A 25,625-nucleotide genomic window follows, 5' to 3' on the forward strand; every position below is an offset into this window, starting at 1 on the left:
GTTTCCGGGGGTGTTGCCGGTCAGAGATCGGTGATGATGGCCACCTCGTTGCCTTGAGGGTCTGCTAGTTGGTGGTTGGAGATGAGGCGGCCGCCGGCTGCGAGGGCCACTTCGAGGCGGGGTTGGGCTTGGTCTTGGGGAACGGCCAGCTCAAGATGGAGGCGGTTGCGGTGGTGGTGGCGGGGCTCGTCGGCTGGGTCCAGCTGCTGGAAGAAGAGGACCGGGTTGAGTCGGCGCGGGTCGTAGATGTCGGACAGGAACTGACGCGGGTCGTGCTCGTAGCCGAGCAGGGCTGTCCAGAACGCGCGGACTGCGGGTACGTCGACCGCGTCGAAGCCGAGCTGGACGAAACGCAGGCGCGTCGGATCGGCGGAGAGCCCTAACTCACCGGCCGCCTTCTGGATCCCCGCGGCCAGGTCCACGAACGCGGGCCGAGGTGCGCCGTCGTCGTCCTCCCACTGGTCCTTCCCGCTGTCGATCGTGACGCCGTCCGGACGTACGTCGACCAGGACCGGCACACCACCGTCGTCCGCCAACCGAGCAACCGCCGTGACCAAGCCGACGGCCTGCTCGGCCGACGTGGTCGGATAGAACGCCATCCCGCCGAAGTTCGCCAGCCAGTCAGCGGTCTCCGTCGAGAGCTCACCACCGGGGACCACGTCGGCCTCGTTGCCCTCGTCATCGGCGAGCGTGAGCTCGTACGCGCCGAACGGCTCCTGGCCGAGTGTGGCCCTGACCGCAGCCACCGCCGCGGAGTCCCGGCCGATGTCGACGTGGATGCGGTTGCGGAGCGGCTGCGGCTCATCCAGCCCGCGGAACGACACCGCCGGATCGCGCCGCAGCGGATCACGGAGGCCGTCGGCACCGACCGGCTCATAAGCCAGCGTGGTCTGCCAGAACGCCTTCACCGAAGGCGCGTCCGCAGCATCGATCACCAGCCGCACAACCTGCAACGCCGCCGGATCCGCCGCCAGGCCCAGCTCCCGAGCCGCCGCCGAAACCCCACGGGCCAACTCCACGTCGGCCGCGGTCAGATCCTCCAGCGGCCGAGCGATCCGCACCCGCACACCACCGGCCCGCAGATCCACATCCGGCAGACCGCCACCACCCGTCAGAGCCGCGATCCGGGCGACCAGCTCCGCCCCTACGCTCAGCGACGGCGCGTCGTACCAAGCACTCGCCCCACCATCAACCACTCGCCAGTCGGCTTGCTCGAACTCGCCGGCGGTCGCTCGTTCCTCGGTCATGGCCTCAGGCTAGAACCACATCCGGACGATCCCCGTCCGAATTCCCGAAGCACCGCAGAAAGGCCGAAGGGCCGGTCCACCTGGCCCGGCCCTTCGGATGTCGTCGTGCGCGTGAGGTCAGTCGCCGCCGCGCAGGATCGCGAGGATGCGAAGCAGGTTCCAGTACAGCCAGACCAGGGTGACGGTCAGGCCGAACGCGGCCCGCCAGGCCTCGCTCTGCGGGGCGCCGTGGCGGACACCCTGCTCGATCATGTCGAAGTCGAGAATCAGGTTGAACACTGCCAGCCCGGCACCGATCGCGGCGAACAGCAGGCCCATCGCGCCGAAGCCGCCGATCCCGGAGTTGAAGCCGAACAGGCTCGCGATCAGGTTGATGACCAGTACGCCGGCGAAGCCCATCGTCGCCAGGATCACCATCTTGGTGAACCGCGGCGTGACCTTGATCTGGAAGTACTTGTACGTCGCCAGCGTCAGCGCGGCCGTCACGAGCGTGGCCAGCACCGCCTGCACGATGATGCCGGAGTCACCGACCCAGTTCGCGATGAACTTGCTGCCGATCCCGAGGAACACGCCCTCGGCGGCGGCGTACAGCATCACCAGCACCGGGTTGACCCGGCGCGAGAAGGACAGCACCATCGCCAGCGCGAACGCGACCAGGGCACCGGCCAGGAACGCCGGGGTGACCACGCTGACCGGGATGACGTTCCAGGAAATCGCGGCGACGACCGAGACGACACCCAGGGTGGCGGCGGTCCGGACGATCACGTCGTCCATCGTCATGGGGCGGCTGTCGGCCGGCGCGCCTTGGTACTGCTGGGGCGGCATACCCGGGCCGCCGTACTGGCCCGGCTGCTGGTAGGGACCCGGCTGACCGTACGGAGCTGCCCCGGGATAGGCCTGGCCTTGGCCAGGCGCGAATGCACTCGACCGGTTCAGGACCGGGTTACTGCTCTGCATGTCTGTCAATCCTCCTGGTGACCCACATCCGGGGCCGTATCGAGATACTACGGTCCCACCCTTAACAACATCTGAGAATCACACGTCTGTTCCCCAACCGAAACCCCCACCCAGCAAACGGTTGCACAACTCAATCAGACACGGATGGGATTGCGGGAAAGCCACCGCAACCTCTCCGAGGCCGTCGGAGGCGCGCCCCTCAGCAGCCAACGCACGCCCGGCCGGGTCCATGCCATCTCGGGCCGAAGCCACTGATCGCAGTACCACTCCAACGCCTCACGCACATGATCCCGTCCGAGCAACTCGCTCAGCCTGCGGTCCGACCGTCGCATGAACCAGCGTGACCAACCCGCAGAGACGGCGACTTGGCCAACCCGGGCGAGGACGAAGAGGAGGGGCATACAGACCAGCAGATAGACCACCAGGCTGTGAACGACTGTCAGAGCCGCCAACACCCCGAAGAATCCGAGCACCAGGCCGGTGGCCGTGCTTCCTCTGGTCACCCACTTGCGTTGCCGATGGACGCCCTCATTCGCCTGAACGAACTCCTGAGCGACCAGGAAGTCCTGCACCCGAATCGGCATCTTCTCGTCGACGTGATGGTGCACGAAGAACATCGGGCCGACCGGACCGGGTGGTTCCATCCAGATGCAGTCCTCCTTGTCTGTGCCTTCGACCCAGGTGATCGGCGGTGGCGTCTGGCCCGTCCGGGCCGCCAGTTCGCCGACCCGGACGGCGAATTGCTGTTCGTTCACCAGCGCATGATGACGTACGGCTGCCGTCGGCGCCAGACGCGGCTCGGCGTCGTATCTGTAGGGGCAGGTACGACGCTTTGCCGGGCGGCCACCCAGGACGTGATGCTCCCGCAGGCCGGTCAGAGGTGTGGGTGGAGGGGTTCCTGGGTGGAGAGGGCGGCGCCGACCTGGTCGGCCAGGGCCACCGCGACGAGGCGCTGCTCGATGTCGGGGCGTGCGATCCGGGCGGCGGCGGTGAGGAGGAAGCGGCCGCGGGTCGCGCCGGCGTGGTGGACGGAGAGCTCGATCTCGGCGTTGGTCGGCAGGCCGTCACGCTCGACCTTCAGCAGATGCCCGCCGCGCGTCACCGTCCCGTCCGCGTTCAGCTGAGGCGCGGACGTTTGCTTGTCCCCGGCAACGAATTTGGCTCCGTCGATCCCCAGCACGGCGGTCAGCTCGGCCCGCACGTGATCGATCAGATCGTCCGCGGACCCACCAGTCGCAACGGCCTGGGAGGTCGTGATCACACCGTCCAGGTAGCCGCGGTGCCGCGACGCCCGCGCTTGTTGCCGACGGCCCCAGATCGCGATCTCACTGACGACGACACCGATCAGGACCAGCAGGATCGTGGTCTCGACGTCGTCGCGGCTGTCGATGGTGAACGTGTTGTAAGGCACGGTCAGGAAGAAGTCGAACCACACCGCGCTCGACACCGCGGCGAGTACGCCGGCCAGCCGGATCCCGAAGGCGGCGACTGCCACGATCACCACGGCCAGCAACAGCGCGGCGTTGGCGTTGTCGAAGCTGTCGCGGAACGGCGTCAGCAGTGCGCAGACTGCGGGCGGTGCAAGCAGCGAGGCCGCCAGCACGGGATTGCGGTAACTCTCCACACCTCTATTGATGCTCGCCGTGCCCCGCCCGATCAACCCTTCTCACAGACGTCTATCAGAGTCGACCGAACCCGAACGGCGCCAGTACGTCGGGCCGCGCGCCGGTAAGGATGTAATCGGTGACAGCCGTCCCCGTGGCAGGCCCGAGCGTGACCCCCAACATGCCGTGCCCGGTGGCGACGAACGCGTTCCCGATGCCGGGCAGCCGGTCGATCACCGGCAGACCGTCCGGCAGGAACGGCCGGCCGCCGACCCACGGGTCGCGGATCAGCCCGACCAACTCGTCCGGGTGGTGGAACCACGGCCCGAGGTAGTGCCGGCTCCCCCGGGCGATCGCGACGATCCGCCGCCAGTCCAGGTCGTTGTTGTTGCCGCTGAGCTCCATCGTGCCGGCGATCCGGGTGATCCCGCCGATCGGCGACGCGACGATCCGCTTGTCCCCGAAGTACATCGCGTGCCGCGGCGCCGGGTCGAGCTCGACCGAGAAGCTGTACCCCTTACCCGCCTGCAACGGCAACCGGTGCCCGAGCAGCCGCGCCAACTCCCGCGACCAGATCCCGGCCGCGACGACCACACCGGCGCACGGGATCTCGCCGTACTCCGTCACCGCGCCGACGACGGTTCCATCGGCGGTACGACGAAAACCGGTGACCTCGACCTTCTCCGTGATCCGCCCACCGAGCCGCGTCACCGCATCGGCCAACGCGGTGACGAGCCGCCCCGGATCGACGACGCCCTCCCCCTCGACCAGGTACGCCGCCTGCACCGCCGACGACAACGCCGGATCGAGTCCAGCCGCCTCGGACCCCGTCAGCACACCGTCCGGTACGTCGTACCGCCCGTCGGCCATCGCCCGCTGGACATCCAGATGGTGACGGGCCTGATCTGCCGACAGGAACGCGTGCACGAGGCCCGGCCGGGTCAGCGTAGTGTCGACGCCCGCCTCCGCCAGTCCGGCGAACAGATCGAACGTCGGCTGGTTGAGGTCCGCGACCGCTGTGTACCCGGCCCGGAACGCAGACGCCTTACTGCTCCGCCAGAACCGCCAGAGCCAGCGCAGCAGACTGGGATCCGGGGCCGGGCGGAGGTACAGCGGCGAGTCCGGTCGTCCCAGCGACCCTACGGCGTACCGGATGACGCCCGGAGCGGGCACCGGCGCGGAGTGGCTCGCACACACCCAGCCGGCATTGCCCCACGACGCACCGGACGCGACGCTCCGCCGCTCGACCACCTCGACCGGTACGCCCTTGGCGGCCAGGTAGTAGGCAACCGACAGCCCGACCACACCGCCGCCGATCACCAGGACCGGGTCGTGGCCGCGCCGTAATGCCGTGGACACCGCGGTCCTAGTGCGACGCCGTGGACGAGGCCAGGAAGGCCTTCGTCCGCGGCTCCCGCGGGTTGCCCAGCACCTCGGCCGGCGTACCTTGCTCGACGATCCGGCCGCCGTCGACGAACACCACCGTGTCCGCGACGTCCCTGGCGAACGGCAACTCGTGCGTCACCAGGATCATTGTCATACCGTCGTCGGCCAGCTCGCGCATCACCCGCAGTACCTCTCCGGTCGACTCCGGGTCGAGCGAAGACGTCGGCTCGTCGAACAGCAGCACGGACGGCCGGAGCGCGAGAGCTCGCGCAATCGCGACCCGTTGCTGCTCGCCACCCGACAGCTGCTCCGGGTACGCGACACCACGATGGGCGAGGCCGACCCGGCACAGCAGTTGGACCGCCCGCTCCAGCGCCTCCTTCTCGGCGATCCCCGCACGGAGCTGGGCCAGCATGACGTTCTCCACCGCGGTCAGGTGCGGGAAGAGATTGAACCGCTGGAACACCATGCCGACCGAACGGCGCAGCTTCGCCAGATCCCCGCACACCAGGCGATCCCCGGCGAAGACCGTCTCGCCCATCACCTCCATCGACGCGTTGTCCGGCCGTTCGAGCAGGTTCACGCAGCGCAGCAGGGTCGTCTTCCCACCGCCGCTCTGGCCGATGATGGCGAGGATCTTGCGGTGGTCGACGGTCAGCCCGACGTTGTCGAGCACCATCCGGCCGTCGAACGACTTACTCAGATTCTCGATCCGTACGACGGCGTCCTGCGTGGCCGGCGTACTCACGGTGGCGTCGACCGCGGCCGTCTCACTCATGCCACTGCTCCCTTCAGCAATGCCTTGGCGGCCCGCAACCGGCGGCGACGGCCGGGGGTCAGCGGGACGCCGGCGCGGATCCGCCGTTCGAGCCACAGCAGTCCCTGCGACAGCGGGTAGCACAGCACGAAGTAGATCGCCGCGATGACCAGATACACCTCGAGTGCCCGGAACGTCGCGGACGTGATCAACCGGCCCTGGGACATCAGTTCCGCGGCCGAGATCGTCACCAGCAACGAGGTCGACTTCAGTAGGTCGACGAACATCGTGTTCGTGCCGGGCAGAGCGGATCGCAACGCCTGCGGGAAGATCACGTGGGTGAAGGTGCTGACCCGGCCCAGCCCGAGCGCCTCGGACGCTTCCTGCTGGCCCGCGTGGACGCCGGAGATCGCAGAGCGGAAGATCTCCGACAGGTAGGCGGCGTAGAAGACGACCAGGCTCAGGCTGCCTGCCTCGAACACGCCGAGTCGCAGTCCGACCGAGGCCAGGCCGAAGTACGTCACGAAGATGATCGCGAGCAGCGGGACGTTCTTGAACAGCTCGGTGTAGATCGCTGCCGGCCACCGCATCACGCGGTGTTTGCTGACCCGGAGCAACGCGAGGGCCAAGCCGAGCACGGCGGCTCCGGCGAAGCTGGCCACGGTGTAGGCGACGGGTCTTCTTGAGCCCGTCGAGCAGCGCGGGCGCGTACTCGGACCACGGGACCTCGATGAGGTGGGTGAGCATCGCGGGCCCCTACGAGCTCGGCGCTTGCCAGTCGGCCGGACGGTCCACGCCGCGACGGGCGGCGGCCATGTCCGGTGCGGGCTTGAGGAACTCGTCCGGCTTCCCGCCGTACTTCTCGATCAGCTTGGTCAGCTCGCCGTTCTGGTACATCGTGCGCAGCTCGGCCGAGATCGCCTGCTCCAGCTTCGGCGACTGCTGCGGCAGGTAGAAGCCGGTCATGTACGGGCGGAAGTACTGGTACGCCGGCTGGGCCTTGACCTCGGCCTCGGTCGGCGGAGTCAGGTACTGCGTCTCGATCTTCAGCTCGGGGCGTTCCTGCTGGGCCGCGATGATCAGCAGCGGATCGAGGAACCCGACCTTGATCCGGCCGGCGCCGAGGTCGTCGAAGACCCCGTTGCCGTCCGGATACGCGTGCAGTTTCGCGCCCGGCACGGCCTGGATCGACTTCACCCAGACGTAGCCCTCGACGGTGCCGAGGTCGAGACCCTTGAAATCGTCGATGGTCTTGAAGTTCTCGCCCGACCGGACCGCCATCGCCGGCGGCGAGTAGTACGGCGGATCCGTGAACAGCCCTTGTTTCTGGCGGTCCGCGGTCCACGCGACGCCGCCGATGGTGATGTCGACGCGGCGGGACTGGACGCTGGCCAGCATGCCCGCGAAGTCGGTGACCTCAGGCTGGATCTTCAGGCCGAGCTTGTCCGCGACCGCGGTCAGGATGTCGCTGTCGAGGCCGGTCAGCTTGTCGCCCACGGCCGTCGTGTACGGCGCGTAGGGCTGGACGGCGACTTTCAGGACCCCCGGTTCGATGGTGTCGAGGGCGGCGGCTTGGCTGGAGACCGCCGCCTTGTTGTCGCCGGAGCATGCGCTGAGTGCCAGCAGCCCGGTAGCCAGGAACCCCGCGAGGCCGGCGATCCGGCGGCGGGTCGGGTGATTGTTCGACATGGGATCCGTGCCTTCCATCGGGCGGAAGCTGATTGGATCAACGCTACGGACGGGGCTATCCGGGGTCACCGGATGATCAGTACGGAATCACTGGGCATTCCGGCGACACAGTCGTACGCTTCGTACAGTCGATGGACCTTGGAGGCTCGGCATGCTCTCCGGATCGCTTGCCCAGCAGATCGCCCGGGACACCTCGGACGTGATCGGGTACAACGTGCTGATCACCGACGACGCCGGGATCGTCATCGGCAGCGGGGACACCGGCCGCGTCGGCAGTTTCCACGAGGCATCGGTCGACGTACTGCGGTCGCAGCAGGCGGCCTGGCACACGGCCGCCGAAGCCCAGGAACTGCGTGGGGTCAAGCCCGGCATGACGCTGCCGATCGTCATCGACGGCGAAGCGATCGGGACAGTCGGCATCACCGGGTCACCCCGGCAGGTCCGGCGGTTCGGCCTCGTCGTCCGGCGGCAGACCGAGATCCTGCTGCAGGAATCGCTCGAACTGCGGTCGCGGCTGCTGCGCGAGCGGGCGCTGGAGGAACTCGTGCGCGACATCGGTTCCTTCGATCCCGACGTACTGGATCCGGAGTTCCTGGTCGGCCGCGCGGCCGAGCTCGGTTTCGACCTGACCCTGCCGCGAACGGTCCTGATCGTCGAGGTCGACGAACCGGTGCCCGCGGGTCACGTCACGACGCTCCGGCCCGAACTCCTCCGCACCCTGCGCGACGCCCTGGGCCCCAGGGCGCTGGTGACCACGATGACGTCCGGCCGGTTCGCCGTACTGCCGCTGGTCTCGACGCGTCCGCCGGTGAAACTCGCCGCGCTGGCCGTCGCGGCCGTGGCCCGCCGGCACGAGCTCAGCTGCCGCGTCGCCGCCGGCGGGACCGCATCCGGTGTCACCGCCTTGCACGACGCGTACGCCGATGCGGTCGACGCGCTCCGCCTCGGTCGACGGGTTGCTCCGGGCAGTACGACGTACTCGATCGAGGAACTGCGCGGTCACCAGGTGATGGCAGCGGTCGGGCAACGGACCCGGGCCCGGCTGATCGCGCTGGTGGCGGGATCGCTGGTCGCGCAGGCGGATTGGCCGGATCTCCGGCGGACGCTGGTCGCCTGGTGTGAGAGCGGCTTCAACCTGGTGCAGACGGCGCAGGTGCTGCACATCCACCGCAACACGTTGATCTACCGGCTGGAGAAGATCGAGCGGCTGACCGGTACGCCGTGGCGCGACCATCGCGCGAGCCTGACGCTCTACCTCGCATGCCTCGCGGATCAGCTCGGCTGAAATCCGGTGGCCGATCAGGGGTGCCGGACCTAGGTTGGTTTGCCATGGCGTATCGCATCCGGCCGGCAACGCCGGCTGACTTCGACTTTCTCACCGACGTGGTGCTCGAGGCGACCCGGGCGCAAGGACGGTTGCCAGTGGACTTCGACGAGGCTGTGTGGCGAGCTGGGTTCGTCGGTTGGTCCGCCGAGCTGGCCGAGGGACCGTCGGCTTTGTGCGTGGTCGAGGTCGACGGGCGTTCCGCGGGCCGGCTGCGGGTGAGCCGGACGCCGGAAGCCGTTGAGCTGAACGGGATCCAGCTCCATCCGTCAGTGCAGAACCACGGCATCGGTACGTCGATCATCGCGGAACTGCAGTCCGAGGCGGGGGCTCGCGGCGTACCGCTGGAGCTGCACGTCGAACGCAACAACCCGGACGCGCGTCGGCTGTACGACCGGCTCGGCTTCACGAAGGTCGGGGAGGACCGCGAGGAGGACGTGATGCAGTGGTCGAAGGCGTCGCATCAGAACCGGTTGTGGGACGCGGATACCGCGCAGCGGTACGACACCCCCGGGACGGGGATGTTCGCCGATTCGGTGCTCGGGCCGACGGTGGACCGGTTGGCCGAGCTCGCGGGCGACGGGCGGGCGCTGGAGCTTGCTATCGGCACCGGCCGGGTGGCCATTCCGCTGGCGGAGCGCGGCGTACCGGTGAGTGGAATCGAGTTGTCGACGGCGATGATCGAGCAGCTGCGCACCAAGGCCTCCGAAGACACGATCCCGGTCGTCGCCGGCGACATGTCCGCCGTACGGGTCCCGGGCGAGTTCACGCTCGTCTATCTGGTCTACAACACGATCGCGAACCTGTTGACCCAGGAGGAGCAGGTCGCCTGCTTCCGCAACGCCGCGCGCCACCTCAGCCCCGGTGGTCACTTCGTGATCGAGCTATGGGTTCCCGAACTGCGCCGCCTCCCACCCGGCACGCCCGCCACCGTCGGCGTGGCCGAGTCCGGCTACATCCTCCTGGACACGTACGACGTACTGAAGCAGCACGTCGTCTCGCACCACTTCCACTTCGCCGAAGGCAGCACCCAGGCCGAGCTCTTCCAGACCCCACACCGCTACATCTGGCCGGCTGAGCTCGATCTGATGGCCCAGCTGGCCGGATTCACCCTCGAATCCCGCCAAGCCGACTGGTCCGGCACCGCCTTCAGCGCCGACTCGCCCAGCCACGTGTCCGTCTACCGCCTGCTCACTGGAAACTGAGCCCATGTCCGCCGACTCGCTGTTCACCCGACTGGCGCCCGTACTGAACGTCTCGGACCTCGCCGCCGAACGGGAGTTCTACGAGAAGCTCGGACTGCCGGTCATCTACGAAGGTGAGGAGTACCCGGACTTCATCGCCTTCGGCACCGACACCATCCACTTCGGCATCCAGCAGGCGACCAGCGACAATGACCCGCCCAGCGTCCTCACCTGGCAGATCGCCGTCTCCGACATCGACGCCGCCGTCGACCGCTGCAAAGCCGCCGGCCTCCAGTACGAACTGGAGGTCAACCAACCCACCCCCACCTGGAAATACCGCCGCCTCCTCCTCCAAACCCCCAGCGGCTACCGCCTGGCCCTAGAAGGCGAGTCGGAGTAACCCCTCGCCGTCCACAACTCCTCGACTAACCAGGTCGGTCTGCAATACTCCCGACCCAGCCGACCGCGCCGGCCTCCTCGACCAGCTATCCACCGCCTGCAGGTAGGAACCGACATCAACGACAACGTGACGCAGTCCGATGACGCCATCTTTCTGAACGGTGGATTTGGCGCGGGAAAATCATCCACCCTCGAGCATGTCGGGGATCTGCTCGCGAGAGCGGGTCGTCCCTTCAGTCTGATGGACGTTGACTGGTTCCACCGCTCCTGGCCGCCCGCCGATCCGGACAACGCTCTGATTGAGGCTCACAACATCGCCGCGGTCTGGAAGTGCTATCGGTCTGTGGGCCCACGGCAACTGGTGATGTGTGGGGTGATCTCGACCGCAGCCGATCGAGAGCGTTACGCAGCCGCAGTCGAGCGCCGCATTCGGATGGTTCGTCTCACCGCCGACGCCGACATCACCAGGAAACGACTGCGAGGCCGCTACAGCTCGAGCCAGCGATCGGCGTTGGAGTGGCACCTGGAGCGCTGCGATGAGATCGCCGCCCGCCTCGAGGCCGCGGACCTGGACGAGTTGGTCATCGACACCAGCACGCTCGAGCCGCAGGAGGTAGCTGAGCGCACCCTGCGCCACTTCGGTCTGCTGGACACCCACTGACCTAGCGCCTTGGGTCGTGTTTCCACAGCGCCGCGATCGCCGCCACCTGCTCGTTGATGTCGTAGTCGGTGACGTCAAGGTGATGATCCGCCGGCGGAGGATGCCGAGCGTCTTCCATGTGCAGGTTCTCGAACTCCTCACCCGTGAGGTACAGCGTGCGGCTCATCGCTCGTCGCTGGGCTTCATCCATCGTCACCTGCAGACGGACGACGACGGCGTTCGGCAGCCACCGCCGGTACAGCGGCATCGTGTCCGGAGTGATCACATCCGCCAGCACCGTCTCGATGCCCTGCGCAACAAAGTTGCGAGCCAGGCTGCAGGCGTTCTCCACACCCAAGCGCTGCTGGCGTTGCCCGTCTTCCCCTTCCCACGGGGCTGCGTGACCACTGACGACCAGGTGGCGTACGTCGTCGACGTCAATGACGGCCGCTCGCGGACGCAACTGAGCCAGGAGTCGCGCCGTCGAACTCTTCCCGACAGCCGGCCCTCCGGTGAGGACGAGCGGTGGTCGCACATCACCAGTATCCCGGCCAGCACTGAGGTTAGACTTTCCGCATATGACGAAAGACGCGACGATATTCTGGATAGGCGGTCCGGCAGCGGCCGGCAAGACCACAGTAAGCCGCCTACTCGCCCGAAAACACGGATTTCTCTGGTACAGCGTAGATGCCCACGCATTCGATCACGAGAAACGCGCAGCCGCGGCCGGACTCCACGTCCTGGGCACCGGCCCAGGAGATTTCGACCGCCGACCAATGATCCTGGAAGACATCCACTCACTCCCCGTGAATACATCGGTCGTAGTCGAAGGCGCCTTCGTCACCCCCACAGTGGCCGGAGTTGCCAAGAACGCAGTATGGCTGATGCCGTCACGAGAGGAACAACTCACAAGGCTGGAACACAGGCACCCAGGCGGTGACCATGAAGGCCAGCTCTGGGGATGGAATCTAGTACGCAGCCAACTCGACGGAACCAACGCAACCATCATCACGGTCGACGACCAGACCGTCGACCAAACACTAACCGCAGTAGAGCAAACCTTCACCCCAACCCTGCAATCCTCCCCTGCAGCCCACACCCCCGAAGCCCGCCAGTCCCTCATCCGCCTCAGCAACCATCAACTAGCGAACCAAGCAACCGAGAGACCCCGATCAGCGCACTGCCTATTCGATTGCGAATGCGCACAGAAAACCTGCAATGAGCTTGTCGAGCTCGCGATCGAGGAGATCCCAACCGTACTCGCTCAAGCACCTCCATCAATCGTCTCCCCCAAACACTTCAACCCAACCTGAAAGGAGGTCGGCTCGTCCGCATGACAGCGCAGATCGCGGCACGAGAATGCGTTCGGACCTGGTGTGTCGGCGTTCGCACCTAGGGTGTCGTCATGGTCGCCCCGATTCCGATCTCAGTCGCTGCGCTTGTGCGTGACGGTCTCGTGCTCCTGGTGCATCGCCATCCATCGCGTCGGTGGTATCCCGACTGCTGGGACCTCGTCGGCGGTCATGTCGAGTCGGGCGAGCTGCCGCACCAGGCCGTCAGCCGGGAATGCCTCGAAGAACTCGGTGTCCACGTCCACGACCCCCTACGCATCCCGATGACGATCAGTGACCCCACCCTCGACATGCACGCGTTCCTCGTCACGCGCTGGGAAGGGGAACCTGTCAACGCCGCACCCGAGGAGCACGACGACCTTCGCTGGTTCCGGCCCAGCGATCTCGCAGACTTGACGATGGCCAACCCGGCCGGCCTGTCGAGCATCCTGAGCGCCGTCCAGGTCGCAACTAATGGGCAAAGACGTGACTGACTACGACAGCTTTGCGAAGGCCTGTTCGACTGAGAACGAGTCCAATCTCTTCAACGCCTACTACGAGCGCCCCGAGATGCTCCGCCTCCTCGGCGATGTCTCGGGCCGCCGGATCCTCGACGCTGGATGTGGTTCAGGGCCGTTAACGGCTGCGCTTCGCGAGTCGGGCGCCGTGGTCACAGGCTTCGATGCGAGCGCAGCCATGGTCGACCTCGCGCGTCAGCGGCTCGGTGAAGACGCCGACCTGCACGTGGCAGACCTCGGCGCGCCGCTGCCGTTCGAGGACGCCGAGTTACGTCATGGACGGCGAGACCGTGTGGCCGACCTTCTGGCACCGGCCCCCGCAAGCCATGACCAGCGCCTTCGCCGCCGCAGGCTTCCGCATCACCAGCATCAGCGAACCACCCCCGGCCCCACCCCCCGGAACTGCTTCCACCCGACCTAAAGGAAGGCGAGTCCTTCATGTACTTCCTCTTCTTCGTCCTCGAGTCCATCTGACACCGAACCCCTTCGGACCGCGAGACAAACGTTCGTGGGTAGGTACCTCACGCGACGGCTTGTCACTCGGGACAATTGCTTCTGAGTAGATCCGGTTGCATCAACGACCCTGCAGGAGCACGTGAAGGCCGCGAGGCTTGAGTTCGACAACTCGAGACTGCGACCGACTGCGAGCGCAACTAGCCGGTGGCGAACCTCAGTCTGGCTGCGTCAACTGCGTTGACGGTGTTGAGGACGTCGGATTCCATGTCGGTGTTGAGAGCCCAACTGGCGTAGCGGATCGCGTAGACGGCGGTGTAGAGCCGCCATGCGTCGGGCAGTACTCGGGAGTTGATTGCTCGGTAGAGCGATGCGAGCACCTGAGGGCTGGCCTTGCTGCCGAGTTCGATGTCGTAGATCATGCCTGCCAGATCGAAAGCGACGTCGCCCGTGCGGCTCTGTTCCCAGTCGATGACGGCGCTGATCTGACCGTCGTCGACGAGCAGGTTCTCTGGCGCGAAGTCGCCGTGTACGACGTCTTTGGATCGAAGGTGACTCGGGTCGCAGGTATCGAGTGCGGCTTGCGTGGTGCGAAGGATGGCTTGTCCTTGTGCATGGTTTCGGAGCCGTTCGGGGTGGATAGCGAGGCTGGGGTCTCCGTCGGTGATCATGCGGGCCACCTTGACGGGCCAGTCTGGGTCGGCTCGCGGCGCGGCATCGCGTTGGAGCTCGGTGAGAGCCAGCATTTGGCCGGCCAGGTTCTGATCGACTCGCGATGGCCATTCACCCTCGACGTATTCGTACAAGAGGTAGCTGTAGTCGCCGACGATGCCACGTTCGAGCAGACGAGGTATCGGGACAGACCGGTCAACCATGATCCTGGCGCTGCTCAGACCTGTGCTGAGGGTTTGTTCGCGCTGTCGTGTCGTAGGCCAGGCCTTGACCACGACGGGCTCACCGTCCAGGCGTGCTAGGGACGTTCCGCCTGCTCCGTGATCGAAGATGCGGACCAGTTCGATGGAGCGGCAGCACGAAAGGAGTTCGATGGCCTTCGCGACATGGCTGCGCATCTGGACAGCCAAGCCGAAACTGGCAAAGACCGCCAGCAGACAATGTCAAGCACGCGGTCAGTTCTCCCGCGTCGCCCCGATAGCTGCCGACATTAGGTTCGGTGCGATGCGCGAACCCACGATCAGACGGGCGACGCGGGCAACTGGGCGGACGTCAGTGACCGGCCTTTTCGGCGAGCGGTCAGCCGAGTCGATTCGGGAGACCGTACTGCTCGACGTAGGCCCGCTCATCGGCTGACATGTCGACCTTCTCGACCACGACTCGATAGAAGATCTCGTTGTCCATCCACCATCGCCAGAGGAACTCGGCGAAGGAGCCGGCGACCAGGATGTAACCCCAGCCGTGATCCTGCCAGAACTGGGTTTCGTCAGGATCCAGAGCGAACCCAGCGGGAAAGCTCGTGCCGACTATGGCCGAGCTTCCATCGTCACCGAGATAGAGCAGCCAGTGGAAGGTCCATTGCGAGTCTGAGATCAGGTGCAGGAGGCGGCCACCGTCGACTGCCGCGACCGAATCGCCGAGATCGAAGTAGGAGTTGGTTGCACTCCTCAGTCGGTCACGTAGTCCGGCGTCTTCCAAGAACTGCGCGAAGTCGTTAGGTACTGCGGCGAGGTCGCCAAGAAGATCGGCGACGGCCTGGCTAGAGATATCCCGCGCGGCGTGCTCGAAGGCGCTGCCCAGGTCGCCATCGGGATGGCGAGGTGCGTGCTTGAGCCACTCCAAGCCGGCCACGTCGACTGGTGCGGCAGGGAGTTGGTCGACCGGGTAGCCGACGTAAGTGACGAGCATCGTTTGCGACGACGTGCCCGGAACCTGGATGGTCACCCACTCGCGCGGCAGGTCAGACAAGAACGACACGCGCTCACCTTCCCAAACGTTGTCCTAGGCCCGCAACTCCCACCACGACAGACTTCCTCGCCCACGTGTCGCACATCAGTCGGCGGATATGTGTCGAGCATTTGTTGGCGGATCACAATCGAGTGGTGTGGTGTCGGGCTACTGTCTTTGACAGCAGCCTGGTGTTGACGAGCTCCTCGATGGCTTGAGGATTTGGCTCACCGATCGGTGTGCGATCCCCTTCGTTCCATCGCGAACAGCCCGGGGCTCACTCGGAACGAGAACGCGGAGCACCGGGCGCCGTCGGTCGCGCCGCAGCGCGAGAACCGGGCGGTAGCCCGCAAGCGCCGGCGGAAGCGCGCAGGTGCTGGCGGCTGCCGGCGAGGGGAAGGACGGCGATGAGCCGGGGGAGGGTGGGAGCGCGCGGAGCAGGTGCGACGAGGAGCGGAGCGACGAGGGAGTGCCTGCGTAGCACGCGTGGGACTGTCCTCATAACGACAGTGCCCGGGACGGGATTCGAACCCGTATGCCTTTCGGCTGCGAGGTTTAAGCTCGCTGCGTCTGCCGTTCCGCCACCCGGGCCAGGGGGTGGGACTGAGGTTACAAGTTACTGGTAGACCTTTCGCGGGTAGACGGCGTGGGCGCCGGCGACTCGGTCGAGGAAGAGTTGGCCGTTGCAGTGGTCGATCTCGTGCTGGAGTGCGCGGGCCTCGAAGGCGTCGGTGGAGATCGTGACGTGGTCCGTCGTACCGGGGAGGACGCCCGTGACGGTCACGCGGGTGGCGCGTTTGACGTCGCCGGTGAAGTCGGGGACGGACATGCAGCCCTCACGGCCCTTCTCCTGGCGGCTGGATTCGATCACGACCGCGTTGCACAGCACGAAGACGCCGTGGCAGGTACGCGTCTTGGGATGTCCGGTCACGTCCAGCGCGAACATCTGCGCCGCGATCCCGACCTGTGGAGCCGCCAGCCCAACGCAGCCGGGCGAAACCCGCATGGTTGCGACCAGGTCAGAGGCGAGAGCGACCATGACCGGGTCGAGCGGGTCCACGGTCGCGCCTTCGGTGGCGAGGACCGGGTGGGGCGCTCGTACGACCTCCAGAGTGTCGCCGGTGATGCCGAGCTGGGCGGGGCTCCAGCTGGCGAGGGTCTGGTTGAGGTGTGCAACGCTCACAGGTCGTCGCTCTCCGTGGGCCGTAGCGTGACGCCGACCCCGAGCTCCTCCGCGGTGATCTCCAGCGCCCGGTCGAGCCATGCCAGCTCAGCCGTCGGCGGGATCTCGACCTCTGCGGTCAGCACGTACAGCTCCCCGCTGAGCCGGGTCGCCAGGTCCGTGATCGTCCCACCGGCGGACGCGATCATCCGGGTGACCGCCGCGACGATCCCCGGGCGGTCAGCGCCGTGCACGCTCAGCAGGTACGACGGCCCGATCGGTGCGTGCTCGTGTTCGGGACCCATGATGCGCACCGTGATCACCAGCTCGCCCCGCAGCGGCTCGAGGGCGGACTTGACCTCGTCGAACGGCCCCGAGCACACGATCATCATGGCGAAGTGGCCGCGCAGCAGCGTCATGGTGGAGTCTTCGAGGTTGACCCCGGTACCGACGAGGGCCTCGGTGACGTCCGCGATGATGCCCGGGCGGTCCGGGCCGATGACGGTGACGGCGAGCTGACTCATGCCCGGCAACCTACCGTCGACCTAAGTAGGCGATCACACCGACTTCGGTATCCGGACAACCGTCATCGCCACGGAGAACGCTTACGCACCGCTACATTCGTGTCATGACCGAGTCCGCGAACCATCGCCGCAGTAGGCGCGACTGGATCGTGGACAGCATCGTCTTCGTCGTCGCGGTCCTGCTCGGCCTGGTCCTGTACGACCAGAGTCAGAAGGAAGGGCTCAGCTCCACCCTGCTGGCGGTGGACCTCTGCGCGGGCATGGCGCTGTGCCTGACCCTGTGGTTCCGCCGGCGCTGGCCGGTCCAGCTCGCCCTGATCGCGGCCGTTGTCTCGATCTTCTCCGACACGGCCAGCGCGGCGACGCTGATCCTGATCCTCTCGGTCGCCGTGTACAAGCCGTGGCGAGCCACGCTGCTGGTGTTCGCGGTGAACTCGATCTCGCTGTTCGCCTACATCCAGGTCAAGAACCAGAACGACGACGCCGCGATCGTCATCGCCGCGACGTCGATCTATGTCGCCGTCGCCGGCTGGGGTCTCTACATCCGGTCCCGCCGCCAGCTCCTCCAGACGCTCCGCGATCGGGCCGATCGCGCCGAGACCGTCGCCACACTGCAGGCCGAGCAGGGCCAGATGCGTGCCCGGGAAGAGATCGCCCGCGAGATGCACGACGTACTGGGCCACCGTCTCTCGCTCCTGAGCGTGCACGCCGGAGCTCTCGCCTATCGGCCCGACGCGTCCACCGAAGAGGTCGCCGGGGCCGCCGAGATCATCCGGGCCAGCGCCCACCAGGCGTTGCAGGACCTCCGCGAGGTGATCGGCGTACTGCGGGCGCCCGTCGGTGAGCTCCCGCAGCCGACGTTCGCCGACCTCCCCCAACTGGTCGAGGCGTCCCGTACGGCGGGCGTCCCCATCGACCTCACGCTCGACGCTCCCGGCGCGTTGCCTGACCACGTCGGACGTACGGCGTACCGGATCGTCCAGGAAGGCCTCACCAACGCGATGAAGCACGCGCCGGGTGAGAAGCTGACCATCACCGTGATCGGTGCCCCCGGCAACGGTCTCTCGGTCGAAGTACGCAACCCTGCGCCGCAGCGGAGACGAGGAGATGGGCAGGGTTTGATCGGACTGACCGAACGCGCGGCCCTGGTCGAGGGACGGATCGAGCACGGCCGCACCCCCGACGGCGAGTTCCGCCTCTTCGCCTGGTTACCGTGGCCGACATGACGATCCGCGTCCTCATTGTCGACGACGATCCGCTACTGCGTGCGGGCCTGAAGCTGATGCTCGGCGGCGCTCCCGACATCCGCGTGGTCGGCGAAGCCAGCGACGGCAGCGGCGTACAGGGCCTTATCGATCGACTGGCTCCGGACGTCGTACTGATGGACATCCGGATGCCCGGCACCGACGGCCTGACCGCGACGGAAGCGGTACGGCGCCGGCCGGGTGCGCCCGAGATCGTCATCCTGACCACGTTCGACGCCGACGAGCACGTACTGCGTGCGCTCCGCGCCGGGGCGGCCGGGTTCGTACTCAAGGACACCCCGCCGGCCGAAATCGTCGAGTCGGTACGCCGAGTGGCCGGTGGGCAACCGGTGCTGTCACCGGCCGTAACGAAGCGACTGATCACCCGGGTGGCGGCGTCCGGCCAGGATCAGCGCAAGGCCAAGGCGCTGGACCGCCTCGCCGACCTGAACGACCGCGAACGCGAGATCGCCGTTGCGGTCGGCGAGGGCAAGTCCAACGCCGAGATCAGCGCGACGCTCTATCTGAGCGTGCCGACCGTGAAGACCCACGTCTCGCGGATCCTGACCAAGCTCGACCTGAACAACCGCGTCCAGATCGCCCTCCTGGTCCACGACGCCGGCCTACTGCACGAGTGATCAGGACCGGGTCGCGCGGCGGAACTCCTCGTTGGGCATCTGCAGGCTGCCGAGCGAGATCACCTCGCGGCGGAAGAACAGCGCCAGCGTCCAGTCGAGGATGACGCGGGCCTTCCGGTTGAAGGTGGGGACGCGCGACACGTGGTAGGTCCGGTGCAGGAACCAGGCCGGCCAGCCCTTGACCTTCACGCCGTACAGCTGCGCGACGCCCTTGTGCAGGCCGAGGCTCGCGACCGAACCGACGTACTTGTGCTTGTAGTCCTGCGGCGGCTGACCGTCGACCACCCGGAGGATGTTCGCGGCGAGCCGGTTCGCCTGGCGGACCGCGTGCTGGGCGTTCGGTGCGCAGTACGCCCCGGTCTCCGAGGTCAGGTCAGGTACGGCGGCGTTGTCGCCGGCCGACCAGGCGTCCTCCAGGCCCTCGATCCGCAGGTTCGGGAGGCACTTGACCCGGCCCTTCTCGTCCAGCGGGAAGTCGGTGCCGGCCAGCGCCGGGTTCGCCTTCACGCCGGCGGTCCAGACGATCGTGTCAGCGTCGAACTCGTCGCCGTCACTGAGGATCACGTGACCCTTCTCGCAGGACTCCAGCCGGGTCTCCAGCTTGATGTCCATCTTGCGCTTGCGCAGCTGGTCGACCGTGTACTTGCCCAGGTCCGTGCCCACCTCGGGCAGGATCCGGCCGGTCGCCTCGACCAGCACCCAGCGCATGTCCTCGGGCTTGATGTTGTCGTAGTACCGGGTGGCGTAGCGGGCCATGTCCTCCAGCTCCGCGAACGCCTCGACACCGGCGTACCCACCGCCGACGAAGACGAAGGTCAGGGCGGACTTGCGCAGCGCCGGGTCGGGCTGGGACGACGCGACGTCCAGCCGGTCCAGCACCTTGTTGCGCAGCGCGATCGCTTCCTCGACGTTCTTGAACCCGGTCGCCTCCTCGGCCAATCCGGGGATCGGCAGCGTCCGGGCGATCGAGCCGAGCGCGACCACGACCTGGTCGTAGGCCAGCTCGTACTCCGGGCCCTCCTCGGGCATCACCTTGGCGACCCTGTTCGCGTGGTCGATCCCGGTGACCCGGCCGGTCACCACCCGGCAGCCCTTGAGGGTCTTGCGCAGCGGCACCACCACGTGCCGCGGTTCCACCGAGCCGGCTGCCGCCTCGGGCAGGAACGGCTGGTACGTCATCACCGACCGCGGGTCCACCACGGTGACCCGGATCCGGCCCTTCCTGGCCGCGCGGCGCAGGCCGTACGCGGTGTACATCCCGACGTAACCGCCTCCGACGACGAGGATGTGCGGCACCTGGGCTGTCATGCGGCTCACTTTCCCTGAGTGGTCGTCCGACTTAATGTCTACTTCAGGTTAGCTGCTCGTGAAAACTTTCACAAACCCTCTCGAGAGTGATCTCACGCACCGGAACGTCCCCCGTCCGAGCGACCTCTCACCCCCTCATGGTGACCCAGTCCACGCCGTACGCCGAGGCCTGACGCCACCCGTCACAGAACCGCAAGAGGTCCGTGGTGCCGAGACGGCGTTCGGCCTTGCCGGGGTGGGGGATGCGTCCTAGCTTCGCAGCAGACGAATCGCGGCAGGGGTGGGAGCAGGCATGGATCGCGAAGAGATGGTGCGGATCGACGACGCGATCACCGATGCGATCGGGGCAGGTGATCCCGGCGCCTTCGACGCGCTGATGGGGCCGGCGCTGGCGGCGGACTTCCGCGAGGGCATCGGCCGGATCCGCAGCGCCTTCCCCGACTACGCGGGCATCGTGGTCAGCCGGGTGGTCGAGGGTGACCGGATGGCGAGCCAGTTCGTCTACCACGGCACGCATCAAGGCGAGTGGCTCGGCGTACCCCCGACCGGTCGGCGGGTGCGGTTCGTCGGGACCAGCATGAATCGGTTCGCGAACGGCGTGATGGTTGAAGCCGACGTGGTGATGGACTGGCTGGAAGTCCTCAAGCAACTAGGTGGCTTCCCGGACGACGAGCCCGCCTAGATCCAGGGCCGACCCGCAGGGATTCGGGGGCGTTCCCGGGTGCTTCGGCCTGTGCCGGTCCGGAAGGGTGGCGGGCACGGATTGCTGAGCTGGGAGGCTGGGGATGAGACGCGCACTTCGGGCGTTGGTGGCGGTTGCGACTGTGTCGGCGGTGGTTGCGGTGCCTGCCGCTGCTCTTGCCGCACCGGCGGAACGAGATCGGGCTGGGCTGCAGAAGCAGCTGGATGACGTCGCGGATGCTGTCGCGGTGGGGGCGGTTGCGGAGGTGCGCGACGGGGATCACGTATGGCGTGGGAGTAGTGGGGTGGCCGAGCTGGGTACGACGCGGGAGGTTCCGGTCAACAGCCGGTTCCGGGCTGGGAGTATCACAAAGACGTTCCTGGCGACCGTCGTACTGCAACTGGTTGATGAGGGGTCACTGCGGCTGGATGACTCGGTGGAGTCATGGCTGCCTGGCGTCGTTCCGGATGGTGACGGGATCACCCTCCGGCAACTGCTCAACCACACCAGCGGGGTGTTCGACTACCGGCTGACCTTGACGCTGCCACCCAGTCCGGAGTTCCTGAACTATCGGTGGCGCACCTGGAGTGCGAACGAGCTGATCGAACGCGCCGTCGCGCAGCCGTCGCAGGTCGACCCACCGGGCTCCGCCTTCTACTACTCGAACACCAACTACACGCTGCTCGGCGAGATCGTCCGCAAGGCGACGGGCCACTCGTACGCCGACGAGATCGACCGACGGATCATCAAGCCGCTGCGGTTGAAGGACACCGAGCTGCCGGGTACGTCGACCCGGATCGGCGGGCCGCACCCTCATGGCTATCTGCCGGTGCAGCGGAGCGAGAACGAACCGGAACTCGTCGACTTCACCGAGATGAACCCGTCGCTGTTCGGCGCCGGCGGCGAACTGATCTCGTCGACAGCCGACCTCAACCGCTTCTTCACCGCGCTTCTCGACGGTCACCTGCTGCCACGCCACCTCTTCGACGAGATGAAGACCGCAGGCACCGATACCAGGAACTACGGACTTGGCTTGTCCTGGCGAGACACGACGTGCGGCATCCGCCTCTACGGCAACGATGGCGACGCCCTGTCCTACCAGTCCTGGTCCTTCTCCAGCCGCGACGGCCGGCACCAGGTCACCATCGCCGTGACCCCGACCTTCAAAACAGACCCCGACGCCGCGGTGGACAACTTCCTGAACAAAGCGGTCTGCGGCTGACGCGATCGCTAGGCGATGCCGCCAGGTGAGTTCAGCGGTTGTCGCCGCTGCCGCCCAGCACAGAGCGTTTCTGCCGGCTGGCGAGTTTCTCGATGTTCTTCGCGCCGACTTCACTCAGCGGAATGTCGAAGTAGTCGGCGAGCACAGCGACGTACCACATGACATCGCCGAGTTCCTTGGTCAGATCCTCGACGTCCACCGCCGACAGGTCGCTGTCGTGGTCACGGATGATCTTCTTGACCTTCTCGGCGATTTCACCAGATTCCCCGACCAGACCGAGCACGAGATGCAGGAACTCGTTCTTCTTGTCACGGGGAGCAGCCGTCCGGAGCGCGGCCTTCTGGTAATCGTCCAAATCCACGGCGCCAGTGTAGAACCGGTCAGATGCCGGCGATGGTGCGGGCGCGGGCGAGTACGGCGTCGAGCATGGCTTCGGTCAGGCGGCCGGTGAAGGTGTTCTGCTGGCTGGGGTGGAAGCTGCCCAGGACGGTGACCTGGCCGTGGGAGGTTTCGAGTCGGTGTTCCACGGCGTGGCCGAACTTGGGGCGGGGCTTGGGGATGGTGGTGCCGAGGGCGGCCAGGCCGTTCAGGAGGGCGTCGTACCCGAACTTGCCGAGGCAGACGATGGCCTGGGTGCTCGGGAGGACCAGCTCGAGTTCCCGGCGGTACCAAGGCGCGCAGATGTCGCGTTCCTCCGGCGTTGGCTTGTTGGCGGGCGGAGCGCAGCGGACGGCGGCGATCATGCGCGTGCCGATCAGTTGGAGGCCGTCGCCCGCGTGTTCGCTGGTCGCCTGGTTGGCGAGGCCGACGCGGTGGAGCGCGGCGAACAACCAGTCGCCCGAGCGGTCGCCGGTGAAGACGCGACCGGTGCGGTTGCCACCATTCGCCGCAGGCGCGAGGCCCACGATCACGATCCGCGGCGCGGCGACACCCCAGCCGGGGATCGGCCGGCCCCAGTACGGCTGATCGGCGAAGGACTTTCGCTTGCCGACAGCAACCTCCTCGCGCCACTCCACAAGTCGCGGACAAGCCCGGCACACCGAGACCCGCGCCTCCAACTCCCGCAGGTCCTGCGTCTCGGTCAACGCGACCACCTCATCCGCATCCCGCGCAACCGGAGTACGACGTACGGCGGGATCCTCCGGCCACCCGGTCCCTGGCGGAACCGGGCTCTCGAACAACTCCCCCGTCAACGGGTGCGGAAGCTTCATCCGCACAGGCTAGCCCTCGTCCGAATCCGGCGATCGGCCCACGCGAGAGGCATCTCGCGTGGGCCGGTCGGTTGGTCAGCCGGCGACCTCTTCGAGGACGGGGGTGGGGGTGGGGCGAGGGGTTCGGTGGTGGGTGGGGATGGCTAGGGCCAGGACGACGGCGGCTGCGGCGAAGGTGGCTAGGAGGAGGAAGGTGTCGGTGAAGCCTGCTTCGGTCGGGAGACCGGAGGGTTGGGTGTGGCCGGTGATGATGGAGCTGGCCAGGGCCGTGCCGATCGAGCCGCCGATGGTGCGGATGTTGGCGTTCATGCCGGTCGCGGCACCTGTCTGCTCGCGGGGAACGTTCTGCACGATCAGGCTCGTCATCGACGCGTAGGCCATCCCGAGGCCGATCCCGAACACCGCGGTCCAGAGCGCGACCTGCCAGGGCTCGTCGTGCAACTCCGCGAAGGCGATCGAGGCAACGAGGATCAACGCCGATCCCCAGACCACCTGGGACTTCACACCGAAGTACGGCGTGATCGGACCACTGAGCGACCCGGTGACGGCCATCGTGACCAGCATCGGCAGCATCAACAGGCCCGCTTGCGTCACGGTAGAACCGAACCCGAAGCCCGCAGCCTTCGGGATCTGCATGAACTGCGGGACGAACGCGTACACCGCGAACATCGCCGCACCGAACAGCAGCGCCACCAGGTTCGTCGTCCAAACCGCAGGCAGCCGCATCATCCGCATGTCGATCAGCGGGTTCCGCGACCGCAGTTCAACGGTGATCCAGCCGACCAGCAGTACGGCGGCCGCCGCGAACAGCACGATGGTCCGCGGCGAACCCCAACCCCACTGCCGCCCAGCACTCAACGGCAGCAGCAGAGCGATCAACCAGCCAGACAGAAACGCGGCGGCCAGCCAATCAATCCGACCGGGCACGCGAACGGGTGACTCGGGGACATAGCGACGTACCAGCGCCGACGCGACCGCGATCACGATCAGTGGGATCCAGAACAGCCAGCGCCAGCCGAGCGCCTCCACGATCGGGCCGGCCAGCACGATCCCGAGCCCGCCGCCGGCCGCGATGATCGCGGAGACCACGCCGACCATCGATGGCACGCGCTCGCTGGGGAACTCGTCGCGGATGATGCCGAACGACAGCGGGAACACCGCGCCGCCGACGCCCTGGACGACCCGGGCCGCGATCAGTACGCCGATGTTCGGGGCGAGCGCGGCGATCAGACAGCCGACCGCCAGAGCGATCAGCGCGCCGAACAGTGTGCGCTCCTTGCCGGTCATGTCGCCGATCCGGCCGAGCAGCGGCGTCGCGACGGAGACGGACAGCAGGAGCGCCGTGAAGACCCAGGTGACCGTGCTCGGGGTGGTGTGCAGGTCGTGCTGGATGACGGGCAGCGCCGGGCTCACCAGCGACTGCAGCATCGAGAAAGCGGCCACGACCGACGCCAGCACAGCCAGCGTCACTCGTGGTGAGGACATATTTCCAGGCATGCAGAAGTCCTTCGAAAGGGTGTGAGCGCGCCGCACCCGCGGCGCGGGAATTCCCCGGCCTGGTAAAGTCGAGGTATGCCTCCACTATAGCGGAGGGTCGCCTCCGCTTGCAACAGATATGGCAACAGGTATGCCGCACGATGGATAGGGTGATCGGATGGTGAGTGAGGCCAGGCCGGCCCTGCGGGTCGACGTACGACGGCCGCAGCGAGCCGACGCGCGACGGAACTTCGACGCGCTGCTCGCCGCTGCCCGGGACGCGTTCTCGACCAAGGGCACCGAGGCGTCGCTCGAGGACATCGCGCGGCAGGCCGGGGTCGGGATCGGCACGCTGTACCGCAACTTCCCGACTCGTCAGGATCTGCTGCGGGCTGTGTACCTGGGCGAGATCGAGGAATTGTGCCTCGCCGCCGAGGATGCCGCCGACCTCCCGCCGTGGGACGCGCTGGCCACCTGGGTCCGTCGCTTCGTCGAGTACGCCGCGACCAAGCGCGCGATCCACGAGTCGCTGAACCGGGAGGCGGCCGAGTTCAGCGAGGCGCGGGATGCGATGTACGCCGCGGGGACGCCGCTGTTCGAGCGGGCCCAAGAGGCCGGCGAGGCGCGCAAGGACGTGTCCTTCGACGACCTGCTCCGGATGATCAGCGGCCTGACCGCCGCCGGGTTCGTCGACGACGAGCAGCGCGAGCGAGTACTCCGGATCGCGCTGGACGGCGTACGCGCCCGCGCAGCCGAGTAGTCGCTGGAGG

General features: G+C 67.1%; 29 protein-coding genes and 1 tRNA gene. 12 read left to right on the forward strand and 18 right to left on the reverse strand.

Going from position 1 to position 25,625, the window contains the following annotated elements; all coding sequences use genetic code 11:
- Positions 1 to 20 precede the first annotated feature (20 nt).
- From E0H75_RS27690 to E0H75_RS27725, 8 genes are all read right to left on the reverse strand, one after another.
- A complete protein-coding gene (locus tag E0H75_RS27690) occupies positions 21 to 1,247 on the reverse strand; it encodes a VOC family protein (RefSeq protein ID WP_131516557.1) in 1,227 nt (408 codons plus the stop codon).
- A gap of 117 nt (positions 1,248 to 1,364) precedes the next feature.
- Positions 1,365 to 2,204 (reverse strand): Bax inhibitor-1/YccA family protein, encoded by an 840-nt coding sequence (locus tag E0H75_RS27695; RefSeq protein WP_131516558.1) that lies wholly within the window; start codon positions 2,202 to 2,204, stop codon positions 1,365 to 1,367.
- Positions 2,205 to 2,338: 134 nt separating this feature from the next.
- Positions 2,339 to 2,959 carry a hypothetical protein gene (locus E0H75_RS27700; protein ID WP_131516559.1) on the reverse strand — a complete coding sequence of 207 codons (621 nt, stop codon included), beginning with the start codon at positions 2,957 to 2,959 and terminating at the stop codon, positions 2,339 to 2,341.
- A gap of 119 nt (positions 2,960 to 3,078) precedes the next feature.
- Positions 3,079 to 3,828: a DUF4118 domain-containing protein gene (locus tag E0H75_RS27705; RefSeq protein WP_131516560.1), complete on the reverse strand. Its 750-nt coding sequence runs from the start codon at positions 3,826 to 3,828 to the stop codon at positions 3,079 to 3,081.
- A gap of 55 nt (positions 3,829 to 3,883) precedes the next feature.
- A complete protein-coding gene (locus E0H75_RS27710; RefSeq protein ID WP_131516561.1) occupies positions 3,884 to 5,167 on the reverse strand; it encodes an NAD(P)/FAD-dependent oxidoreductase in 1,284 nt (427 codons plus the stop codon).
- Between the two features lie 7 nt (positions 5,168 to 5,174).
- Positions 5,175 to 5,972, reverse strand: coding sequence for an amino acid ABC transporter ATP-binding protein (locus E0H75_RS27715; protein WP_131516562.1), 798 nt, complete (start codon positions 5,970 to 5,972; stop codon positions 5,175 to 5,177).
- On the reverse strand, positions 5,969 to 6,613 hold the full coding sequence (locus E0H75_RS27720) for an amino acid ABC transporter permease (RefSeq protein ID WP_202873192.1): 645 nt from the start codon (positions 6,611 to 6,613) through the stop codon (positions 5,969 to 5,971). The genes E0H75_RS27715 and E0H75_RS27720 overlap by 4 nt, the downstream gene beginning before the upstream one ends.
- A gap of 94 nt (positions 6,614 to 6,707) precedes the next feature.
- Positions 6,708 to 7,640: a substrate-binding periplasmic protein gene (locus E0H75_RS27725; RefSeq protein WP_131516658.1), complete on the reverse strand. Its 933-nt coding sequence runs from the start codon at positions 7,638 to 7,640 to the stop codon at positions 6,708 to 6,710.
- 151 nt (positions 7,641 to 7,791) lie between these two features.
- On the opposite strand from E0H75_RS27725, the gene E0H75_RS27730 reads away from it, so the two are divergent.
- From E0H75_RS27730 to E0H75_RS27745, 4 genes are all read left to right on the forward strand, one after another.
- The gene (locus E0H75_RS27730; protein WP_131516563.1) at positions 7,792 to 8,925 is read left to right on the forward strand and encodes a CdaR family transcriptional regulator; all 1,134 of its coding nucleotides are present in this window, start codon (positions 7,792 to 7,794) and stop codon (positions 8,923 to 8,925) included.
- Between the two features lie 44 nt (positions 8,926 to 8,969).
- Positions 8,970 to 10,169: a GNAT family N-acetyltransferase gene (locus E0H75_RS27735; RefSeq protein ID WP_165554059.1), complete on the forward strand. Its 1,200-nt coding sequence runs from the start codon at positions 8,970 to 8,972 to the stop codon at positions 10,167 to 10,169.
- Between the two features lie 4 nt (positions 10,170 to 10,173).
- Positions 10,174 to 10,548 (forward strand): VOC family protein, encoded by a 375-nt coding sequence (locus E0H75_RS27740; protein ID WP_131516565.1) that lies wholly within the window; start codon positions 10,174 to 10,176, stop codon positions 10,546 to 10,548.
- A 240-nt stretch (positions 10,549 to 10,788) separates the two neighbouring features.
- Complete coding sequence (locus tag E0H75_RS27745) at positions 10,789 to 11,208, forward strand: hypothetical protein (protein ID WP_131516566.1); 420 nt, start codon at positions 10,789 to 10,791, stop codon at positions 11,206 to 11,208.
- Between the two features lies 1 nt (position 11,209).
- On the opposite strand, the gene E0H75_RS27750 is transcribed toward E0H75_RS27745, so the two are convergent.
- The gene (locus E0H75_RS27750; RefSeq protein ID WP_131516567.1) at positions 11,210 to 11,722 is read right to left on the reverse strand and encodes an ATP-binding protein; all 513 of its coding nucleotides are present in this window, start codon (positions 11,720 to 11,722) and stop codon (positions 11,210 to 11,212) included.
- A gap of 43 nt (positions 11,723 to 11,765) precedes the next feature.
- On the opposite strand from E0H75_RS27750, the gene E0H75_RS27755 reads away from it, so the two are divergent.
- The 3 genes from E0H75_RS27755 (at position 11,766) to E0H75_RS27765 (ending at position 13,457) form a co-directional block, all read left to right on the forward strand.
- Entirely contained in the window at positions 11,766 to 12,500 is a 735-nt protein-coding gene (locus E0H75_RS27755; protein ID WP_131516568.1) for a P-loop nucleotide/nucleoside kinase family protein, read from the forward strand.
- 92 nt (positions 12,501 to 12,592) lie between these two features.
- Positions 12,593 to 13,012: an NUDIX domain-containing protein gene (locus E0H75_RS27760; protein WP_131516569.1), complete on the forward strand. Its 420-nt coding sequence runs from the start codon at positions 12,593 to 12,595 to the stop codon at positions 13,010 to 13,012.
- Positions 13,005 to 13,457 (forward strand): class I SAM-dependent methyltransferase, encoded by a 453-nt coding sequence (locus E0H75_RS27765; protein ID WP_202873193.1) that lies wholly within the window; start codon positions 13,005 to 13,007, stop codon positions 13,455 to 13,457. Before E0H75_RS27760 ends, E0H75_RS27765 begins: the two co-directional genes overlap by 8 nt.
- 232 nt (positions 13,458 to 13,689) lie before the next feature.
- Here the strand turns inward: E0H75_RS27765 and E0H75_RS27770 are convergent, their stop codons facing one another.
- From E0H75_RS27770 to E0H75_RS27790, 5 genes are all read right to left on the reverse strand, one after another.
- On the reverse strand, positions 13,690 to 14,559 hold the full coding sequence (locus E0H75_RS27770; protein ID WP_131516570.1) for a phosphotransferase: 870 nt from the start codon (positions 14,557 to 14,559) through the stop codon (positions 13,690 to 13,692).
- Between the two features lie 181 nt (positions 14,560 to 14,740).
- Positions 14,741 to 15,418, reverse strand: a complete 678-nt coding sequence (locus E0H75_RS27775) for a hypothetical protein (RefSeq protein ID WP_131516571.1) — start codon at positions 15,416 to 15,418, stop codon at positions 14,741 to 14,743.
- A gap of 480 nt (positions 15,419 to 15,898) precedes the next feature.
- Positions 15,899 to 15,979 (reverse strand) — tRNA-Leu (locus E0H75_RS27780).
- Positions 15,980 to 16,004: 25 nt separating this feature from the next.
- On the reverse strand, positions 16,005 to 16,571 hold the full coding sequence (gene def, locus E0H75_RS27785) for a peptide deformylase (RefSeq protein ID WP_238163313.1): 567 nt from the start codon (positions 16,569 to 16,571) through the stop codon (positions 16,005 to 16,007).
- Positions 16,568 to 17,074: a glycine cleavage system transcriptional repressor gene (locus E0H75_RS27790; RefSeq protein ID WP_131516573.1), complete on the reverse strand. Its 507-nt coding sequence runs from the start codon at positions 17,072 to 17,074 to the stop codon at positions 16,568 to 16,570. The genes def and E0H75_RS27790 overlap by 4 nt, the downstream gene beginning before the upstream one ends.
- A 104-nt stretch (positions 17,075 to 17,178) precedes the next feature.
- Here E0H75_RS27790 and E0H75_RS27795 point away from each other — a divergent pair, with 104 nt between their 5' ends.
- Both E0H75_RS27795 and E0H75_RS27800 read left to right on the forward strand, forming a co-directional pair.
- The gene (locus tag E0H75_RS27795; protein ID WP_131516574.1) at positions 17,179 to 18,300 is read left to right on the forward strand and encodes a sensor histidine kinase; all 1,122 of its coding nucleotides are present in this window, start codon (positions 17,179 to 17,181) and stop codon (positions 18,298 to 18,300) included.
- Positions 18,297 to 18,956: a response regulator gene (locus tag E0H75_RS27800; RefSeq protein WP_131516575.1), complete on the forward strand. Its 660-nt coding sequence runs from the start codon at positions 18,297 to 18,299 to the stop codon at positions 18,954 to 18,956. Before E0H75_RS27795 ends, E0H75_RS27800 begins: the two co-directional genes overlap by 4 nt.
- On the opposite strand, the gene E0H75_RS27805 is transcribed toward E0H75_RS27800, so the two are convergent.
- Complete coding sequence (locus E0H75_RS27805) at positions 18,957 to 20,264, reverse strand: NAD(P)/FAD-dependent oxidoreductase (protein ID WP_131516576.1); 1,308 nt, start codon at positions 20,262 to 20,264, stop codon at positions 18,957 to 18,959.
- 292 nt (positions 20,265 to 20,556) lie between these two features.
- On the opposite strand from E0H75_RS27805, the gene E0H75_RS27810 reads away from it, so the two are divergent.
- Together E0H75_RS27810 and E0H75_RS27815 are read left to right on the forward strand one after the other, a co-directional pair.
- Complete coding sequence (locus tag E0H75_RS27810) at positions 20,557 to 20,946, forward strand: ester cyclase (protein WP_131516577.1); 390 nt, start codon at positions 20,557 to 20,559, stop codon at positions 20,944 to 20,946.
- Positions 20,947 to 21,049: 103 nt separating this feature from the next.
- The gene (locus E0H75_RS27815; protein ID WP_131516578.1) at positions 21,050 to 22,168 is read left to right on the forward strand and encodes a serine hydrolase domain-containing protein; all 1,119 of its coding nucleotides are present in this window, start codon (positions 21,050 to 21,052) and stop codon (positions 22,166 to 22,168) included.
- A gap of 31 nt (positions 22,169 to 22,199) precedes the next feature.
- Here E0H75_RS27815 and E0H75_RS27820 read toward each other — a convergent pair whose 3' ends face one another.
- The 3 genes from E0H75_RS27820 to E0H75_RS27830 all read right to left on the reverse strand — a co-directional run bounded on the left by E0H75_RS27820 (position 22,200) and on the right by E0H75_RS27830 (position 24,864).
- Positions 22,200 to 22,529, reverse strand: coding sequence for a nucleoside triphosphate pyrophosphohydrolase family protein (locus tag E0H75_RS27820; RefSeq protein ID WP_131516579.1), 330 nt, complete (start codon positions 22,527 to 22,529; stop codon positions 22,200 to 22,202).
- A 19-nt stretch (positions 22,530 to 22,548) separates the two neighbouring features.
- Positions 22,549 to 23,379 (reverse strand): uracil-DNA glycosylase, encoded by an 831-nt coding sequence (locus tag E0H75_RS27825; RefSeq protein ID WP_131516580.1) that lies wholly within the window; start codon positions 23,377 to 23,379, stop codon positions 22,549 to 22,551.
- Between the two features lie 75 nt (positions 23,380 to 23,454).
- Positions 23,455 to 24,864: an MFS transporter gene (locus E0H75_RS27830; protein WP_202873194.1), complete on the reverse strand. Its 1,410-nt coding sequence runs from the start codon at positions 24,862 to 24,864 to the stop codon at positions 23,455 to 23,457.
- A gap of 169 nt (positions 24,865 to 25,033) precedes the next feature.
- Here E0H75_RS27830 and E0H75_RS27835 point away from each other — a divergent pair, with 169 nt between their 5' ends.
- Positions 25,034 to 25,615, forward strand: a complete 582-nt coding sequence (locus E0H75_RS27835) for a TetR/AcrR family transcriptional regulator (RefSeq protein ID WP_131516582.1) — start codon at positions 25,034 to 25,036, stop codon at positions 25,613 to 25,615.
- Positions 25,616 to 25,625 lie beyond the last annotated feature (10 nt).

This window comes from Kribbella capetownensis (assembly GCF_004331485.1).
Lineage (GTDB): Bacteria > Actinomycetota > Actinomycetes > Propionibacteriales > Kribbellaceae > Kribbella > Kribbella capetownensis.